Raw genomic sequence first — 18,708 nt, forward strand, 5'->3', positions numbered from 1 at the left:
CGTCTAGTACGTCAAACCACCCTCTACTGGGGGCGCGTCCTACTGCGATGGTCATGAAAACAAATCTCCAAATCTTTATAAGTACGGTTTTGTCTGTAGATTTGCATGAGTTAGCTATCTACAACAGAAATGTTACCAGATTGTCAATCTAGTTTACAATTTTTTACTGACTCTAATAATTCTAGGTGCAAATCGCTAATTTTTCCAGTGGCTAATGGGAATAATTTTATTTTTGATACAGAAATTATGAGAGATTAGGTGCTGGAGGGGGAAAAAAGAGCAAAGGTGAACAACTAAATTGCCAATGCCCAATGCCCAATTCCCCATTCTCAATTCCCATAACGCTAAAATGAGTCCTACAGTTATATATAGTTACTGCTAAATGCTTACCATTGACTTAACCATCAGAAATACGCCTTTTCCTGTAACAGTGCAACGTAAGACAGCAGAAGACGCTGAAGCCGTTTATCAGCTAATTTTAGCGGCTATGCGTTCTGGGAATCCTGACATTGTAGAACTTAAGTGTGAAGGCAAAACAGAGAAGAAAATCGCTGTTCGTGCCACTGAAATTACCGGAGTCCAGATTACCGAAAAAGATGGTGTCAGCACCAGTAGTGGCAGAGCTCCAGGATTTTTTGCCTTAGCTGGTGAGTAACCCAAGGTGTACTCATGGCGGAAGCGGGCATTCTAGTTAAAGATTTACAGTTCAGTTGGCCTAATGGTGAGACAGCAATTCAATCTTGCTCTTTGGAAGTACCCAGAGGCGAATTTTGGATGCTGTTGGGTACAAATGGCAGTGGCAAATCCACATTACTCCGTCTGCTGGCGGGACTTTTAGCTCCCAAATCTGGAGATATTCGGGTTTTACATCCTGTTGGTTTTGTCTTCCAAAATCCCGACCATCAACTAGTGATGCCAACTGTGGGTGCGGATGTAGCTTTTGGTTTGGTTGAAGAAAAACTGCCAACAACTGCGGTGAGAGCAAGGGTCAAAGAGGCATTAGGGGCAGTAAACTTGAGTGCTTTTCAACTACGCCCAATTTATGCCCTCAGTGGGGGACAAAAACAACGGGTAGCCATAGCAGGAGCGATCGCCCGTCATTGTGAAATCTTATTATTAGATGAACCTACAGCGTTACTCGATCCAGATAGCCAATTGGACTTAGTAGCTAGTGTCCGCAACCTAGTGAAAAGTAGGGGTATCACTGCTTTATGGGTGACACACAGATTAGATGAGTTGAATTACTGTGATGGTGCTTTCTTACTAGAAAAAGGCCAACTTATAGATAGTGGTGAACCTCAGCGTCTTAAACAACGGTTGATGAATATAAATGGGGAATAGGGAATAAAAAGTCAAAAGATTCTTTTCGCTTGCCTTTTTACGAACCTAACTCTTCCCAGTCCCCAATTCGTCAATAATTTCTAACAACTGCGACGCGCCCTTAAAAGACGCGTCGCAGTTGTTAGAACAGGTTTTTTAGGCAACCTTTGCAATTAAATTACATTATTTTGTTCTTTGTAACATAGTGTTACAAGCAATGCTTCTATTACTATAAAAGTTATGAATGGATCTTGTTAACTCTAGAATATTGTGATTAAAAACCATGCCCCGTTCCCTATCCCCAGCCGTCTTGTTAGTAGACGGCTACAACATAATTGGTGCTTGGCATTGCCTTAAAAAAACCCGTGACACTGCTGGACTAGAGGCGGCTCGCTGGGAACTTGTAGAAGCGATGACAAGTTACAGCGCATTTCAAGGTTATGAAACTCAAATAGTTTTTGATGCCCACTATCAAAATACCTCTAGTAATAGGGAAGTGATCACCCAACTTTTATCGGTTTATTACACTGATTTTGGGCAAACAGCAGACTCGTATATAGAAAAAACTTGTGCATCTTTACGTCCCCAATTTGCACAAGCTCGGATTTCTCGTGTAATTGTTGCCACGTCAGACCGCGCACAGCAGTTGACAGTACAGGGATATGGGGCTGAATGGTTATCAGCACTGCAATTGTGTGGGGAAGTACAAACTACGGTTTGTCGAGTTAAACAAAGGTCTCAAGCACGCACACAATCTAAGAGTAGGTTTTTAGCGAGTAGTATTGATCCTCAAGCAAGACAAAAGCTTGCTCAATTGCGGATGGGATTGTGAAGTAAATCGACGCATTCCGACGGCTCTAGTCTGTCTCTAGAGGGGGTTTTGCCTGCGAAGAATTTGTAACTTCAGCATGAGCCAAAAATTTTTTATGAAAGTACTTGCCATCTCTTAAAGACTACGATAATATTATAAATCGTGAGAGCTAATCATTCCTCAGTAGCTCAGTGGTAGAGCGATCGACTGTTAATCGATTGGTCGCTGGTTCGAATCCGGCCTGGGGAGTTTAAAAAAATAATAAAAACAAGGGCAATCTGTAAAGTTAAACTGCTAACTTCAGACTCTTAACCTTTGATTTGCAGAAATAATCGCTACCAAATCCAAAAATAATCTTTTAGATTCGTCTTTTTTGTGTCTTTATCTCTCCGCCGTGAAAAAATCACTTTTTTAACACCAAATAAAAATATCCCCTACTTTGAGAATACAGATGCGAGCAATTGCCTAGACTGGGGCGTAGTCCATCGCCTAGGTTGAAACGGAGCATCGTCGCACAAGTGGAGCAGGGGTTAAGTTTAGTTTCCTATTGAAAGTTACTTGACAGATACAGCATCAACATCAACGGTGTTGTCACTTGGGTTAGAATCTGTTGAAGTATTAGTTTCACCCTTACGAGCTTTCCAACCGTCAATCACTAGCCCAGATAACTCAGTAACTAGTATTGTCAAAACTAAAACATCATCCAGTTGACCCACAACTGGCAAGAAATCCGGTGCAATATCGACGGGGCTGAGAATATAAACAATCGTACCTAAAATTACCCACCAACGGTATTTGGGGTTACGCAGTAAACCGCGATACCAGTTATATAGAGATTGGATTGAGAAGTTCATGGTTTAACCCTCCAGTTAACTTTCATTTTGACAAATTATGCTATAAACTCCCGGTGGGAATAACCGTCCTAGTTAGTTGGGAAGATGCTAATGCTTATATTGGCAAATACGTAACCGACGATTCTGTACAGGAGTATAGTAATTGTGCATTAATCTTTAAAATTAAAATGCTTTGGGATAGTTGTTTCAGGAATGGAGGGAGGAAATTTAAACAGTGGATATTTTAAATTTGTTTCAAGAAGGCGGGCCAGCCATGTGGCCTTTACTAGCTCTGTCGATTTTAGCTTTGAGTGTCATTTTTGAGAGGCTTTGGTTTTGGTCGCGAATTTTGACACAAGAAAAGGAAATAGTAGAGCGTGTACTGGATGCAGCCCAAGATAATTGGGAAGTAGCGGCAGACATTGCTCAAAGGGCGACAGATCAACCCATTGGGCGTTTTCTCTATGCTCCCTTAAATTTACAAAAAAGTGATACAGAAACATTTCGCCTAGCACTGGAATCTAGCGCAGAAGACGAAATAGCAGGGATGAGGCGTGGGGAAAAACTTTTAGAAGCTGTCATTGCTCTTGCGCCATTGTTGGGACTGTTGGGTACGGTTTTGGGTTTAATCGATTCTTTGAAGTCGATTAACATTGGCGATATTGCCACAGGGGGAGGTGCAACAGCAACTAGAGGTATTGGACAATCCTTAATTAGTACGGCGACAGGTCTAGTTGTGGCGATCGTTAGCTTGGTATTCTACCGTTTATTTCAAAGTTTTGTAGTTAATCAAGTCAAGGTGTTTCGTAAAGCGGGTAATGAATTGGAATTATTCTACCGCCAGTTTCCGGCGCATTTTAGCAACAAGACCTCAGCACTTGTCTCAGAAACTTCACGGGATAGTTTAACTCCACCCAGCAAGCCAACTACCAGCAGATTTCCTCAACCACCAGAACCACCCAATCAAATTTGAATGATGTATTGGGTATTGGGTATGGGGAATAAGTTAAATTTCTCCCTCTGCCCCATCCTGCGGGTTTCGTCTCCGTGGTACTTGCGGCTCTGCGCCCCTATTTCTTTCTAGTTTCCAGTCCCTAGGAGTTGCCAGGAGTTCTTTAAATTTTGACCCTTCACTTCGTTCGAGTCCAAGATGCAAGAATTTTGAATTGAGATGTCCCTAGTTCCTACGCAAAAAAGATGAAAGTTAATCTACATACTCAAATTGAAGAAGCTCAAGTTCAGATTATTCCCTTAATTGATGTCATTTTTTGCATCTTGACATTTTTTCTATTGGCAGCTTTGCAATTTACTAGACAACAAGCCATAAATGTGGATTTACCACAAGCCAGCACAACTACGGCGGCTGGAATAAATTCAGCAGGTGGTAGCCAAATTGTGACAATTGATGCTATCGGTAATATTTACATAGAACAAGAAATGGTACAAAAAGCAGAATTAGAGCAAAAGTTAAGGGAGTTTTTGCAAGCTAACCCTAATGGTGTTTTGATTCTGAATGCTTCACGCACAGCAACTTACAATGATGTCATTGAAACATTAGATTTGTTACGGCAAGTGGGAGGCGATCGCGTGTCCTTGGGAATTATACCTAATTCCTCTTCTACACCCAGCACTATTTCCCCTTATTTCCCTGCAAATCCCAATTTCCCAGTTGCGCCTACAGTACCAATACCAGAAATTAACCCCAACGCCCCAACTAGCCCTAATCAATTTTCTATACCCACAACCCCCAATCAACCACCAACAGGTCAAGATATTTCACCTGTAGTGCCGAATGTACCAGCACCTGAAGTCCCTGCTGCAACACCTGTAGCACCTGAGAATACTAATTAGGGAGTAGGTGACAGGTGATAGGTGACAGGTGACAGGTGACAGGTGAGACAATTGTCTAATCCCCAATTCTCAACCTTTCAATTTTGGATTTTAGGGGATGTTTGAAAAGTTGCAAGGGGTATAAAAATGTCATTCTGACTGGAGCGGAGCGTAAGGAGGAATCTAGGCTTTGTGGCACATACGCCAGATGTTTCTCTACGTTCCCTGCGGGACGCTCCGCGTAGCAAAGCAAGCTACAACATGACAAAGAAACACGCTTTTCAAACAACCTCTTAGATTATTCAATCCAAAATCCGTCTTGAAAAGTTTCCTACGGCGGGAAACCCGCCTACAGAACTTTCCGCAAAATCTAAAATTCTTACTTCCCAATCCCCTGAAACCTAAAGATATCCAAAATAAATTCTGAATAGAGAAAAAAGTCTGGTAACTTACAAATAATCTGCCGATGTGAGTTTTCTCTATCGATAGACTCCATAGACTAACTAATTTATCGCCAAGCACCATTTACGTTTCAGGGGTTAACGGCAATGAATCAAATTGTGACACTGTTAATTGTTTGGGTAGTCACATCTATCAGCTTGTTAATTATCAGTAAGTTGCCTTTAGGCGTTGAAGTAGACACTCCACAGAAAGCAGTTATTTCCGCAGCTGTTTTAGGTATTGTAACGGCAATAGTCAGACCAATTTTAAGTTTGATATTTGTTGTACCCGATATACTCACTTTTAACTTTTTATCGGGTGTTTTTACATTTATGATTGCCGTTGTTTGTTTTAGTATTGCTGCTTGGTTAGTAGAGGGTTTCAGCCTGCGCTTCGGTATGTGGAGTGCTGTGCTAGGGGCGTTTGCACTCACTATCATTAACAGCTTGATTTACAAGTTATTAGGTATTTTCTAGAAATAGAAGTCAAAAGTCTATAGTCCACAGTCCATAGCCAAAAGTTACTTATATCCACATAATTTAACTAATGACTACTGACTATTGACTATTGACTATTAATTACTCATTAGAAGTTGGGGGAGTGACTGGGGTATTCAATTGTTGTTGACGTTGTTCGCGCTTTTTGCGATCGGCTGAAAGCATATCGGCCATCACAATTAGTGCTTGCGTCATTTTGTCTAAATTGGAACGGTATAAGTCTAAATCCTTACTAAGTTTTTCGTCCGAAAGATGCAAGCCTTCAGCAATTGTTTTGAGAGCTTCATTGCGTTGCTTTTCGTCTTTAACTAGCTCAGGGTCTGAAATTTCTAGCAAAGAAAATAAACCGATCGCAAACAACCGACTGTATTTAAAGTTAGAATTGTTGGCGATCGCTTGCAGTTGCGCTTGCAATTGGGCATCTTGCTGTGCATGATTAGTTTGATTAAGCCACGCCACTAAATCATTAGCTGATAAGTTTTGGACTATAGCTTTTAACCTTTCAGCATCCTGTCTGTAGCGTTGTGGGTCTTGCTCTACAGCCTGACATATGGCATTAAAAATTGATTCTTTATCCCGTTCGGGTGTATAGCCTTCCATGAAGCGGTCAAAGGTAGTGACAACGCCCAAGGCATATATAGGATTGTAGCTAAAATCTACATTTACTAACAGTAGGTGCATTTCTACCATCAATTCCTCTACCACCCGACGATAAATTGTGTTAATCGGTCGGGTATGCAGAGAGTAGAAAGTTCGCTTTGTATCAGAGACAGTACGGACGTTATTCACAAAGAAAATATTAAGGGCGACGTTATCTTATTTTCTACTTTAAAGGATACTTTGCCAAGTTAGCTAGGGAGTGGGGTTTTAGCTAAACTTTCTGCTTAAACTTTATTTTTCTCGGCACTCCTATACCTTTGCACCCTCATACCCCTGTCTTCTTACACTAGGATCAAAGGGAAAGGTAATTATTAATTTTGAATTTTGAATTTTGAATTCGGAGTGCAGTGACGTGACTTCCATATTGCCCGAACCGCATCAAAGCAACTCACCCAACTGGGAGGAAGAACTAGATAGTGCCATTTTTAGCTTTGAAGATATTCAAGCGGAACTGAACTATAAGCAAGCACAAACGGCACTACGTAACTTAGTAGCTAGTCTCGACCTCAGACCCCAAGAAAAAGCGGGTTTAGAGTCGGAAATCGCTGATTTGGAAACTATGCTGGGTAAGTTAGACAGTATGGTAGTCCAGATTGCGGCTTTTGGCATGGTGGGACGGGGTAAGTCTTCCTTATTGAATGCTTTGGTAGGACAATCGGTGTTTGAAACTGGCCCTTTGCATGGTGTCACCCGTGCAGCTCAAAGTGTGAATTGGAGTATTAGCGAAGAAGCTATTGGAGAAACAGAACGGGCTTTAAGGGTAACTTTACCTGCTGTTGGTAAATCCCAGGTGGAATTAATTGACACCCCAGGCTTAGACGAAATCGATGGGGAAACTCGTACAGTCTTAGCGGAAAAAATAGCTAAACAGGCGGATTTGATTCTGTTTGTGATTGCGGGTGATATGACCAAGGTTGAGCATGAAGCTTTATCTCAATTGCGGGAAGCAGGTAAACCCATCATCTTGGTATTTAATAAAGTAGACCAATATCCAGAAACCGATCGCCTGACAATTTACCAGAAAATCCGGGATGAGAGGGTGCGGGAATTACTCACACCCCTAGAAATTGTCATGTCCGCAGCATCCCCACTGGTAAAAACGGCGGTATATCGTGCTGATGGGAGTAGGGGTGTACAATTGCGTGCAGGTGCGGCTCAAGTTGAAGAGTTAAAGCTGAAAATTTTAGAGATTTTGCAGCGTGAGGGCAAAGCTCTAGTGGCGTTGAACACTATGCTGTATGCCGACACCGTGAATGAGCAATTGGTGCAGCGTAAGTTGATAATTCGCGAACAGAACGCCAATCAGTTGATTTGGAAGGCTGTCATGACTAAAGCTGTGGCGATCGCTCTTAATCCAGTTACGGTAGTAGATATACTGAGCAGTATAGTTATTGATATTGCGCTAATTTTAGGTTTGTCTAAACTTTATGGCATCCCCATGACCGAAGCTGGGGCTGTGCAATTACTGCAAAAAATCGCCATCAGTATGGGTGGTATCGGTGTCAGTGAATTATTGGCAAACTTAGGTTTAAGTGGGCTAAAAACCTTATTAGGTATCTCTGCATCAGCTACAGCCGGTATTGCCCTTGGCCCCTATATCTCAGTAGCTGTTACTCAAGCTGGAGTAGCTGGTGTATCGTCCTATGGTATTGGTCAAGTTACCAAGGTGTATTTAGTCAATGGGGCAACTTGGGGGCCAGATGGGCCTAAAGCTGTAATTAATCGGATTTTGTCAACCCTTGATGAAACTTCAATTCTCAATCGGATCAAAGATGAATTACTTCACAAGGTAAAATTCAAAGGAAAATAATGTAGTAGCGATGCTACGTCTCTACAAGGTTTCTAGATGTTTAATGAGTAAATATCTAAACAGATGACAAATCCATCATATTTATGAATAAACCTAAAATTTTCATTGACGGGGAATCAGGAACTACAGGCTTACAAATTTACTCGCGCCTCAACCAAAGGAATGACATTGAGTTAGTGAGCATTGAGGCATCTAAGCGGAAAGAGTCTACTGAGCGAGCAAAAATCATCAATTCCGTCGATGTAGTAATTCTTTGTCTTCCTGATGATGCAGCCCGCGAAGCAGTTGGCTTGGTGATTAATAATAAAGTTAAAATCCTGGATGCTAGTACCGCCTACCGCACAGATGCGGATTGGGTTTATGGTTTTCCAGAACTGAACCCAGGACAGCGAGAAAAAATCGCAAATGCTCAGTTTGTCAGTAATCCTGGCTGTTATGCTACAGGATTTTTGGCTTGTGTTCGTCCGTTAATAGCTCAGGGAATTATCCCTAATAATTTTCCCCTCACGATTAATGCCGTATCTGGCTACTCTGGTGGCGGTAAGAGTTTAATCCAAAAGTACGATACCTTTCATGAGCAGCAAAAGGGATCAACTCCAATTTATCCCTACGGTATTTATGGTTTGCAGTTTGGGCATAAACACGTCAAAGAAATGCACCAGCACGCTGGTTTAGCATCGCCACCGTTGTTTGTTCCCGCAGTGGGGGATTTTGAGCAGGGGATGTTAGTACAAATACCTTTGCCTTTATGGACTTTAGAGAATCCCCCAACAGGTGAAGCGATTTATCATGCGATCGCAGAATACTATGCAGGTGAAAAGTTTGTCCAGGTAGCCCCATTTAAAGATTCAGCTTTGCTCAGAGAAGGAACTTTCTTGGATGCAATGGCGATGAACAACACTAATATTGTGCAGGTGTTCGTTTTCGCCAATGACGCGACCCAAGAAGCCTTATTAGTGGCGCGTCTCGATAACCTAGGCAAAGGTGCATCAGGTGCAGCTGTACAAAATCTTAATATTATGTTGGGTGTTCCAGAAGATTTGGGACTTTGAGGGGACTGGGGACTGGGGAAAAGAAAGCAGGGGAAGCAGGGGAAGCAGGGGAAGCAGGGGGAGAAAAATACAATGGCCACTCAGCACTCACTACTCATCACTCACCACTCATTACTTATTACTCATTACTCAGCACTCCCCACTCAGCACTTAGCACTCCCCACTCCCCACTCCCCACTCAGCACTCAGCACTCAGCACTCAGCACTCTTAACTCTTCTCTTTGAAAGAAGAGAGCCACTCTTGGACTTGTTCGCGGGCGATATCTCGACCACCAAGACCAAAGGCTAAAGCAATAGCAACTGCGATCGCACCTAATAGCAATCCAAATGCTAAATTGACAATATCGCTGGCAATGCCAATCTGTTGCAATGCCATTGCAGAAACTAGGGTAATAATGGAAATCCGCGCTGCTTGACCCAAAATTTGGGCTTGGCGATTGCCGGAACTGGTAATGATGTTAAAGGCGAGATTGGCGAGGAATAAGCCAATAGCAAAGACTACTAAGCCAGATAAAATTCGCCCAATAATTACCAGAATGCCAGTTACAAGCGTCGTTAGTGCTGGAATATTCAGGATATTAACTGCTGCTACTGTAGCAAACAATAAAATCCCGACTAAAACCACAATACCTGCAACTTCCGATGGGGTGCGAGCAGTAATCTTAGGTGTAGGTGTACTTTCAGCATCGGAGACTGTTTGTGCTGTGGGTACAGGTAGACCGAGGATGGTGAAAATGTTATTGAAGCCTAAACTGGTGAGGATGCTCGTGACTAAATCGGCAACAAACCGCCCTAAGAAATAGGCTAGGATTAAAATTGCTATGGCTGTGAAGACAGCAGGTAAGACATTGAGAATCTGCTGTAACATTGCGATCGCAGGTAAAGAAATCGCCTCAATTTTTAAAGCATTGAGAGCAGCGATCGCCACAGGAATTAAAATTAAAATGTAGACTATCGTACCTGTGAGGGCAGATAAAGGCTGCATTCCCGAAGCAGAAGATAGTCCAAACCTACTACCTAAATGATCAACACCAGTTGTTGCTAGCAGGTTAACGACAATTCGCCGCACCACATTAGCTAAAAACCAACCAACGGCTGCAATTAACGTTGCTGCCAAGATATTGGGCAGAATTGACAGAATTTGTGTAATTAGAGCCTGTACTGGTTGTAGAGCTTCCTTGAGTCCCAGGGTGTCTAAAACTGGAACTAGAAATAGCAGAAAGATAAACCAATATAAGGCATTACCAATTGTCTGACTCAAAGACAAGCGATCAAGGCTAAGATTATCGTTCGGTTCATCTTGACTCAAACGCTCATCCAGTCTAAGTGCTTGCAACCCGCGTATTGTCACAACCTTAACGATGGACGCTAAGAACCAAGCTACCCCTAACAGAATTCCTGCGCCAACAATCTTGGGCAAAAAGCCAATCAGTTGTTCCAGAAAGCTATTAAGTGGTCGAGAAGCTACCTCTAAACCCAGAGTTTGCAAGACAGCTACGACTGTTAAGAGAATAATGCTCCAAAAGACTAAGTTGGAGATTAATTTCTCTACCTGGGGGACATCCTCACGACCTGTTATCCCAGCCGCAATCTTATTATCTATTTTTGTGCGATTAAGGATTTGCCGCGTCACGACCCCAGCCGCAGCAGCAATCAACCAACCCACCAACAAAAGAGCTGTTGCTCCCAGCAGACGGGGTGTAAACTGAATCACTTGTTGAAAAATTCCTTGCACATCAGCGATTCCTTGGTTCACTCCTGGTTGGTTTAGGGGTAAGCTGGGCGATTGCGCTAACAATGGCTGCATCTTTTGTGACCAATCTACTCCTGCTACCTGGAATATTCCTTGCCAAGCTGTGTTCATGGTTTTTCGGAATGAATAGTGTGCATGACAACACTGGAAATATTTAGTTAATGTATTGTTTAGCACAACATATAATACTAAGTATTTCACTAGTGTTTGCGTATTAACTTACCAGGAAAAGTACGCTTAATGAATAATAAGATTAATTTTTTACTTCTCTTTTGATTAATTTACAGTCTTTAAACTAACGCTTTGTAAGTATTCGCTAACACTACTCATCACTCAGCACTCATCACTCATCACTCAGCACTCATTACTCATTACTCATCACTCATTACTCATTACTCAGCACTCATCACTCAGCACTCATCACTCATCACTCAGCACTCATCACTCATCACTCAGCACTCATCACTCAGCACTCTTAATGACTATTGACTATTGACTATTACTATGCACTAATCTAAATGCAGCTACCACACAAAAATCTAGAATGTCCCAAGTTTTAGAGCAATCAATTGAAATTAACGCCACAGCTACGTCAGTAGAACGCTGTTTTACTGATTTAGGATTGATGCACCGTTGGCTCAACCCTGTTTTGCGTTGTGAACCTGTGGGTGAAACGTGGAGTACAGAGATAGGTAGTAAAAGCCGCTTTTTGATTCAAATACCCCTAATGCAACCCACCTTAAACAGTTTGGTTGTAGAACGCCAACCGGGTTTAGTCGTGTGGGAATTTCAGGGATTTTTTCAAGGACGCGATCGCTGGGAATGTCAACCCACACCACAAGGTACACTATTATTAAACCGATTTGAGTTTGAGATTCCTAACCCTATAGTCAGTTGGGGATTCAACACCTTCGCCGCCAAATGGACAAAAGAAGATATGCAAGCACAGCTACGTCGCCTCAAACGAGTAGCGGAAGAAGTACAAATTAATCCTTAGTAATTACCATGATTTTAGACAAGATTTCATCATCATTAATTAGCAAATTTATCACTTTTAAAAAACTTAATTAGATCAGACAATGTATAATAGGTGTACACAGTTTTATTATTAGTAATACGCCATAAAACTTTCTCTGAGTTGGAGATTATTTCTATAAAGTTTTGTGGTTCTATAGTATTTTTAGCTGAAGAACTAGCAAATTGGTTAACGAAAAATCCCACCCTTTGTAAAGCGCGAACAGTCCACAGTGCAGCAATACCCTCACCTATCAGATTAATTTCTCCCTTGGGGGGTGTATGCAGATGAAACTCCCCAGACAAGATATCAAACTCCACACCTTCACTCTTGAAAGCATCAGCAAAAGCACGACTTAACACTAAATCTTCTGGTGCGCCAACGTGTAAAATACCATTAGTTGTTAATAGCCAAACTTGGTCAGCTAAACGTAAAGCCAAATCTAAATCGTGGGTAGAAAGCAGAATTGCTTGATGAGTGTCCCGTGCTAACTGACGCAACAATTGCATAATTTCCACCCGTCGTGGTAAATCTAAAAATGCCGTTGGTTCATCCAATAGCATCACCATCGGCGACTGCGCCAAAGCACGCGCAATCATAATTTTTTGACGTTCACCATCACTAAGTTCGCTGACTTGACGTGAAGCTAAATGTAACGCACCTACAGATTTTATCGCCCAATCTACAATAGCTTCATCTTCTGGGCTTAACCTTCCCCACCAGTCAGTATAAGGATGTCGTCCCAAAGTCACCAGAGTATAGGCTGATAACATACCCACATCAACCCTTTCCGTCAGCACCAAACTCAACCGCTTGGCTAAATCCTGCGGTGCTAACTTATAGATATCATCACCCAAAAGTCGCACCTCACCCCCTAGAGGTGGTTGCATTCCCGCAAGCGATCGCAGTAAGGTAGACTTACCCGCACCATTCGGCCCCAGTAAACACACCAATTCCCCAGCTTCCAGACACACAGAAATATCCGACGCAACACACCGCACCCCCTTCCCCGACTTATAACCAATACTCAACCCAAAAGTAGTCAACACCGCATCACCCATACTCAATCCAACCTCAAAAAAACTCTCCGCGTACCTCCGCGCCTACCTCAGCACACCTCTGCGTTAAAAAATCCTAATTACGCCTCAAAATCACCCAACTAACCACAGGAGTACCAATCAAAGCCGTAATAGCATTCAAAGGTAAAACCATCTGACTCACCCAAACTTGAGAACACAAATCCGCCACCAAAGCCAAAATTGCCCCCATAAATATCACACTAGGGATTAAAATTCGATGGTCGGAAGTCATAAACAGACTGCGACACAAATGAGGAATAGCCACACCCAAAAATGCGATCGGGCCACAAAAAGCCGTAATAGCACCTGCTAAAATAGAAGCACTAGTAATAACAGAAAATCGAGTTTTCTGCACAGTTAAACCCAGACTCCGCGCATAAGATTCACCCAATAAAAGCGCATTCAAAGATTTTGATTGCAACACCGCCATCAATAAACTTAAAAGTATCACCGGAATCAAAACAATTAACTGTTTCCACGTCACTCCAGCGAAGCTACCAAAAGTCCACATAATATAACTTTGAATCCGTTCTTTAGAACTAAATTGCAACAAAATACTCACAATTGCACTAGTAGCATAGCCAAACAACAAACCTAAAATTAGTAGTGTCATCGTATCTTGTACTCGACGAGAAACCACTAACATCACACCTAAAACCGATGCTGCGCCGAAACTAGCGGCTATCACCAACCCAAAATCAGTAATGATTCCCAAATCATTTAATAAAGTCGGTGTAGTCACACTTGCAGTTAGCACCACCAAAGCTACACCTAAACTCGCACCAGAACTAATTCCTAAGACAAAAGGCCCCGCCAAGGGATTTTTAAATAGAGTTTGCATTTGCAACCCACTCACACCCAAAGCCGCACCTGCTAAAGTTGCCGTCAAAGCTTTAGGTAGTCTAAATTTGAGAATAATATGAGCATAAGTCACCTTTTCTGATTCTTTTCCCAGTAAAATATTGATAACTTCCTGAATAGGAATAGAGACAGAACCCAAAGCTAAATCTAGTAAAAATGCAAAAACAAAACCTATAATTAGCAGTGAAAAAGCTAAGGTTTTGATAGACGTAGATTTGGCATACAATGACAGGTTTGTCGGGAGATATTTTTTCAGTAACATTATTGAATAAATTTGCGGTAGTAAAATAGTTGATGATTAGGTAATATTTCTGGATGTAATATTTTAATTAAATCTGAGAGAACAATATCAGGGTTACTAATTCCTCCCTCCCAGTAATCATTACCACCACTATCATTTACACGAGCATTGTTATTATAAAGATTGCCTGTTTTCACAGCTTGAAAATCAGCATAGCGACTATCTTCAGCTACGACATCTTTCAAACTCTGCCAAGATTGGCTAAAATTCAACCAATAATCAGCATTAGCTGCACGTTCTAAAACCACTTCAAAAGAAAGGGGGAGACTACCAGCAGATTTATCATCACTCCAAAGATATTTTCCTCCAGCATCAGCGAGATATTTGGCTACATAACTTTGACCAGACGGCATAAACCAAGTACCTTTAAAGTTAAAGCCAACAAATACAGTCGGACGCTGTTTTAAAGATTTAGCTTTTTCGGCTATTTGTGTATATTTATTTGCAATTTCATTAAATATCTTTTCTGCTTGTGCTTCTTGATTAAAAAACAAAGCTGTAAATTTCAACCATTCACTTCTTCCCAATGGTGTGTCTTCCATATACTCAGCATTTATCGCCACCTTCAAACCCACCTCTGTAAGTTTGCTATAACTATCAGTCTGGGAATTTCCTGTACCGAAAGTTGTCACTAAGTCAGGATTTAATTCTAATAATTTTTCTATATCCACATTGGAATTATTTCCGACTTGTGTAATCTTTCCGGCTTTGATTCTCTCAACTACACCAGGAGTATTGACTTGATTGCTATTACTAATCCCAATCAGTTTATCAACTATACCTAATTTGTCTAGGTGGGGTAAATGTGTAGTTGATAGAGAGACTATAGAGTTAATGGGAACTGTAATTACCTGTGCTTGATTAAATCCTTGGGGTGTGGGAGTTCCACATTGAACTAAAACATATTGAAACTGGGTTTTTGCATTCTGCCAGGGGTTTTTGATAGTGACTACTTTGTAGTGTTGATGATATTCTACTGCAAAGCCTGTGGCATGGGTGATTGTAATTTTATTGGGGAAGTAATCTTGATTGGGGTTGTAGTTTTGAGTGCAGGTATTAGTTGATGTGTGAATTGTGGTGTTATGACAGGCGATGATGAGGGTGGCTATGAGGAATAATTGGCAGAGGAAAATGATTGTTTTTTGGTGGGTGAGTTTTACCAATTTCATGGGTGTGAAGGAAGGATGGTTTTTATCTCACGCAGAGGCGCAGAGACGCAGAGAGTTTGAGAGATATTTTGGCGTGAGAAATCTGGGTTAGGGGGTTTGGGGTGGGTAGAGGTTTTCGGTGATTTTGTTACCTTTAACTAGATGTTCGTTGACGATATTTTCGGCAACATTGGGGTGAACGCGAGTGTACCAAGTTCTATCATTGGAATAAAAAACAACTGGGCCGAGTTGACACACTTCTAGACAGCCGGAGGTTCTTACTTCGATGTCTAAACCTGCGTTTTCTACTGCTGATTTTAAGGCATCAAATGTAGGTTGCCATTTACGGGAAGGAAGACAGCGTGTAGAGGTACAAACAGAAATATAGGAATGTTTGAGAGGATTTTTGGTAAATGGTATCGGGTTTTTACCTAATACATAAATATCTCTCAATTCTTGATAAAGAGTTAATTTATCTAAATTTGGTTTACCTTCCGGTAATAAGTTTTCACCATCCACGAAAGGATTAGGTAATAAAATCGTCATCAATTGTTCATTAGCACCATTCCAAAATTGAATCCCCCAACTACGAGGATTACCTCCAGTATTAAACCGACGATAAAAAGCTGCACGACTAACTTGACGCTGCGTTCTCACTTCCACAGAAGTCTTACACAAAGGCCCACCAAAATTAGTATCAATACATAAATGTAAATGCCAACCCTCAGCCGCTACAGTCAAATATCCATCATAGAGAATACAAAGCTTTGGTGGTGCATTAAATTCCAACTCCAAAACACTACCTTGAACAATATGACCAACCCCAACCTGCTGCCAATTCTGTTCAAACAAAGTATAAACTAACGACGCTAAAACATCACTTCCACAATCAAAATACTCATACTCAACAAACCCCCCCGTAGCTAAACTTTCCCTCACCACCTCATTAACTGGTGTCACCCAACAATTAAACTCAGACATACCATATCCTCCTCGTTTTAAACTCTCTAATTTCTCTCTGCGCCTCTGCGCCTCTGCGTGAAAAAGTTCTTCCTCTTAAAACCGAGAACTCAACCCAACCTGAAAAACCCTCCCCCCATCAGGAAACCCAGGAAACAACTGATAACGCTGGTCAAACAAATTATCCAAACTACCAGTCAACACCAAACTATCACTTATCGGCACACGCATCTTAAAATCAAAAGTCGTATACCCCGACAGAAATTCCGTATTAATATTATTAGTGGGATATCCATTTAAAGAATTCATCAACACCCCCAAATACCAACCTTGAGGATTTTCATAAGACACTCCCAAATTTAACTTATCAGCACCTGCAAACCGCAACTCCTTATCAATTTCCGCCGGATTAGCACTTTCTAAAATACGCGGATCATTAGCCGTATAATTAACAAAAGCATAGATATTACTCGCTAACTGTAAATTTAACGAAGCCTCAATTCCCGTAGTATGAACTAACCCGATATTTTCCCAAGTACCTGTATTACCATTCACAGGCGGAGTGAGCCTTTTAAAAGCGATTGTATCAGAAACTCTGTTACTAAAAAATGTCAGCCTCAACAAGCCAATCTTTCCTAATTTTTGGTCAATACCCACATCAAAACTATCCCCTTTTTCTGGTTTCAGTTCAGGATTACCAATGTTAGTAGGATTATTATTAAATAAATTGGCTATCGTAGGAGCGCGGAAATTTCTGATATAGTTAGCTCTGAGTGTAGTTGAGTCTGATACAGCTAACTTTGCCCCTACAGATGGGGATGTAAATGAACCATTCACCAAGCTACTAAAATCTTGCCGTACTCCTAAATTCATGCTCAAGCTAGGAGAAAAATTAATTTCATATTTACCAAAAATTGCCCCTTGGCCTATCGCATCATCATAGTTTTCTCTGGTGATATTTGTACCATAATTAAATGTGGTGTTGCGTACATTGGTATTTCGGTAATCAAAACCATAAACTAAGGTTTGATTCTTGGTAAAGTTCCAGCTATGTGTGGTTTGAATACCATAGGAATCCTGTTTGGTATCAAAGCGATTTTGAGATGTAATTGCACCGCTACGATTATCAAAACGAGTATTGAGAAAATCAGCGTAAACTCTCGCTGTTAACAGTGAATCATCTCCGCTTCCTAATTTGAAATTCCAGGTTAAATCAGTTAGAACTTGGTCTGTATATTTACGATTATTCTCAGTCAGAGAGTTAAAAAACCCCTGTCCAAATTGGGGTACAGGAATCGGTACGCCTCCCGGCACTCCCTGTTCTTTACTTAAATATAAAGTTGATAGAGTTAATGTATTACGTTTACCTAAATTTGCCTCTAGTTTGACGTTAAAGTTATTAAAGAGTGCATCATTATTCCTTCTCGTCCCCTCAAAATTGGCTTCAGGAATGGTGAAAGGATAATTATTTTGTGCTTGGGTACGGTTGTAACCTACTACCCAAGAAATATCACCAGACTTACCACTATTTTGAATGCTTTGTTGGTTGAGTCCATATGAACCAATGTTGACTTTCGTTTCCGTGGTGATTTTCTCTGTAGGACGACGAGTAACAATGTTAATTACCCCACCTATCGCATCAGAACCATAAAGAGTTGAACCACCTCCGGGTAATACTTCAACTCTTTCAATATTGTTAGTTGTAAATTCTGACAAGTCAAAACCACCACCACCAAGATTATTAATAGGTCTACCATCTAACAAGATTAATACTTGACCTGTATTAGAACCGCGAATAAATTGACCGCTTAAAGCATTTACTTCTGTCCCAACAGTACCGTCACCTAAAATACCAGGGAGAAATCGCAGTGCTTCTTTCACTGTTCTCGCACCTTGCGCTTCCATTTCTTCGCCAGTAATGACGTAAACCGGACGAGTGGAATCTTTTACCGTACCTTCGCGACGAAAGGGAGAAAAGACAGGTTCATTGAGGAGTTTGTCAATAACTGTGAGTTCAATATCTGGTTCTTGTTCTTGTGTAACTTCTATGGCTATGGTGCTGGAATTTTCCCACAGCATCCCTACGGTGATAGTCAAACTAGAAACAATAAGTTGAGTTCCCCATCTGGTAATAAACTGAGTACGCATTGGTAATTTAAGCCACCTGTATCACTAAAAATTGGTCGCAAGCAAAGATTTGAGCTTTTTTAGTAAAAAACCCTCAACCAGTAGGAAATCTGCTATTTATGATAATGATTATGATTATCACATAGATGGGGTAATTTACAAGCTAGTTTCAAAGGTTTGTAGTAAGCACTTTAGTGCTGAGAGTCTTGA

Annotated in this window: 18 protein-coding genes and 1 tRNA gene; 11 read left to right on the forward strand and 8 right to left on the reverse strand. The window is 41.2% G+C overall.

Annotation, left to right across the window (positions count from 1 at the left end; all coding sequences use genetic code 11):
* Positions 1–382: 382 nt before the first annotated feature.
* The 4 genes from ACM0OR_RS01845 to ACM0OR_RS01860 all read left to right on the forward strand — a co-directional run bounded on the left by ACM0OR_RS01845 (position 383) and on the right by ACM0OR_RS01860 (position 2,380).
* Entirely contained in the window at positions 383–655 is a 273-nt protein-coding gene (locus ACM0OR_RS01845) for a hypothetical protein (protein WP_190702710.1), read from the forward strand.
* 14 nt (positions 656–669) lie between these two features.
* Entirely contained in the window at positions 670–1,341 is a 672-nt protein-coding gene (locus ACM0OR_RS01850; RefSeq protein ID WP_190702713.1) for an ABC transporter ATP-binding protein, read from the forward strand.
* Between the two features lie 262 nt (positions 1,342–1,603).
* Positions 1,604–2,152, forward strand: a complete 549-nt coding sequence (locus ACM0OR_RS01855) for an NYN domain-containing protein (protein WP_414574778.1) — start codon at positions 1,604–1,606, stop codon at positions 2,150–2,152.
* Between the two features lie 156 nt (positions 2,153–2,308).
* Positions 2,309–2,380: transfer RNA gene (locus ACM0OR_RS01860), tRNA-Asn, on the forward strand.
* A gap of 305 nt (positions 2,381–2,685) precedes the next feature.
* Here the strand turns inward: ACM0OR_RS01860 and ACM0OR_RS01865 are convergent.
* Positions 2,686–2,985 carry a YkvA family protein gene (locus tag ACM0OR_RS01865; protein WP_414574779.1) on the reverse strand — a complete coding sequence of 100 codons (300 nt, stop codon included), beginning with the start codon at positions 2,983–2,985 and terminating at the stop codon, positions 2,686–2,688.
* Positions 2,986–3,199: 214 nt separating this feature from the next.
* On the opposite strand from ACM0OR_RS01865, the gene ACM0OR_RS01870 reads away from it, so the two are divergent.
* From ACM0OR_RS01870 to ACM0OR_RS01880, 3 genes are all read left to right on the forward strand, one after another.
* Positions 3,200–3,937, forward strand: coding sequence for a MotA/TolQ/ExbB proton channel family protein (locus ACM0OR_RS01870; protein ID WP_190702720.1), 738 nt, complete (start codon positions 3,200–3,202; stop codon positions 3,935–3,937).
* A 224-nt stretch (positions 3,938–4,161) separates the two neighbouring features.
* Positions 4,162–4,815 (forward strand): biopolymer transporter ExbD, encoded by a 654-nt coding sequence (locus tag ACM0OR_RS01875; protein WP_414574780.1) that lies wholly within the window; start codon positions 4,162–4,164, stop codon positions 4,813–4,815.
* 527 nt (positions 4,816–5,342) lie between these two features.
* On the forward strand, positions 5,343–5,711 hold the full coding sequence (locus tag ACM0OR_RS01880) for a phage holin family protein (protein ID WP_323265385.1): 369 nt from the start codon (positions 5,343–5,345) through the stop codon (positions 5,709–5,711).
* A gap of 102 nt (positions 5,712–5,813) precedes the next feature.
* Here ACM0OR_RS01880 and psb29 read toward each other — a convergent pair whose 3' ends face one another.
* Positions 5,814–6,521 carry a photosystem II biogenesis protein Psp29 gene (gene psb29 / locus ACM0OR_RS01885; RefSeq protein WP_323265384.1) on the reverse strand — a complete coding sequence of 236 codons (708 nt, stop codon included), beginning with the start codon at positions 6,519–6,521 and terminating at the stop codon, positions 5,814–5,816.
* Positions 6,522–6,744: 223 nt separating this feature from the next.
* Between psb29 and ACM0OR_RS01890 the strand changes: the two genes are divergently transcribed.
* From ACM0OR_RS01890 to ACM0OR_RS01900, 3 genes are all read left to right on the forward strand, one after another.
* Positions 6,745–8,202 carry a GTP-binding protein gene (locus ACM0OR_RS01890; protein ID WP_414574781.1) on the forward strand — a complete coding sequence of 486 codons (1,458 nt, stop codon included), beginning with the start codon at positions 6,745–6,747 and terminating at the stop codon, positions 8,200–8,202.
* Between the two features lie 83 nt (positions 8,203–8,285).
* Positions 8,286–9,254 carry an N-acetyl-gamma-glutamyl-phosphate reductase gene (gene argC / locus ACM0OR_RS01895; RefSeq protein ID WP_414574782.1) on the forward strand — a complete coding sequence of 323 codons (969 nt, stop codon included), beginning with the start codon at positions 8,286–8,288 and terminating at the stop codon, positions 9,252–9,254.
* Complete coding sequence (locus tag ACM0OR_RS01900) at positions 9,251–9,466, forward strand: hypothetical protein (RefSeq protein ID WP_414574783.1); 216 nt, start codon at positions 9,251–9,253, stop codon at positions 9,464–9,466. Before argC ends, ACM0OR_RS01900 begins: the two co-directional genes overlap by 4 nt.
* Here ACM0OR_RS01900 and ACM0OR_RS01905 read toward each other — a convergent pair.
* A complete protein-coding gene (locus ACM0OR_RS01905) occupies positions 9,463–11,118 on the reverse strand; it encodes a mechanosensitive ion channel (protein ID WP_414574784.1) in 1,656 nt (551 codons plus the stop codon). The genes ACM0OR_RS01900 and ACM0OR_RS01905 overlap by 4 nt on opposite strands.
* Before the next feature lie 433 nt (positions 11,119–11,551).
* Here ACM0OR_RS01905 and ACM0OR_RS01910 point away from each other — a divergent pair, with 433 nt between their 5' ends.
* Positions 11,552–12,004, forward strand: coding sequence for an SRPBCC family protein (locus ACM0OR_RS01910; RefSeq protein WP_414574785.1), 453 nt, complete (start codon positions 11,552–11,554; stop codon positions 12,002–12,004).
* 35 nt (positions 12,005–12,039) lie between these two features.
* On the opposite strand, the gene ACM0OR_RS01915 is transcribed toward ACM0OR_RS01910, so the two are convergent.
* From ACM0OR_RS01915 to ACM0OR_RS01935, 5 genes are all read right to left on the reverse strand, one after another.
* Positions 12,040–13,083, reverse strand: coding sequence for an ABC transporter ATP-binding protein (locus tag ACM0OR_RS01915; RefSeq protein ID WP_414574786.1), 1,044 nt, complete (start codon positions 13,081–13,083; stop codon positions 12,040–12,042).
* A 73-nt stretch (positions 13,084–13,156) separates the two neighbouring features.
* Entirely contained in the window at positions 13,157–14,224 is a 1,068-nt protein-coding gene (locus ACM0OR_RS01920) for an iron chelate uptake ABC transporter family permease subunit (protein WP_414574787.1), read from the reverse strand.
* On the reverse strand, positions 14,224–15,432 hold the full coding sequence (locus ACM0OR_RS01925; RefSeq protein WP_414574788.1) for an ABC transporter substrate-binding protein: 1,209 nt from the start codon (positions 15,430–15,432) through the stop codon (positions 14,224–14,226). The genes ACM0OR_RS01920 and ACM0OR_RS01925 overlap by 1 nt, the downstream gene beginning before the upstream one ends.
* Positions 15,433–15,519: 87 nt before the next feature.
* Positions 15,520–16,392, reverse strand: a complete 873-nt coding sequence (locus ACM0OR_RS01930; protein WP_414574789.1) for a (2Fe-2S) ferredoxin domain-containing protein — start codon at positions 16,390–16,392, stop codon at positions 15,520–15,522.
* 75 nt (positions 16,393–16,467) lie between these two features.
* Positions 16,468–18,519: a TonB-dependent receptor plug domain-containing protein gene (locus ACM0OR_RS01935; protein ID WP_414574790.1), complete on the reverse strand. Its 2,052-nt coding sequence runs from the start codon at positions 18,517–18,519 to the stop codon at positions 16,468–16,470.
* Positions 18,520–18,708 lie beyond the last annotated feature (189 nt).

Origin of the sequence: Anabaena sp. CCY 9402-a, assembly GCF_963920945.1 — a bacterium.
GTDB classification, from domain to species: domain Bacteria; phylum Cyanobacteriota; class Cyanobacteriia; order Cyanobacteriales; family Nostocaceae; genus Trichormus; species Trichormus minutissimus.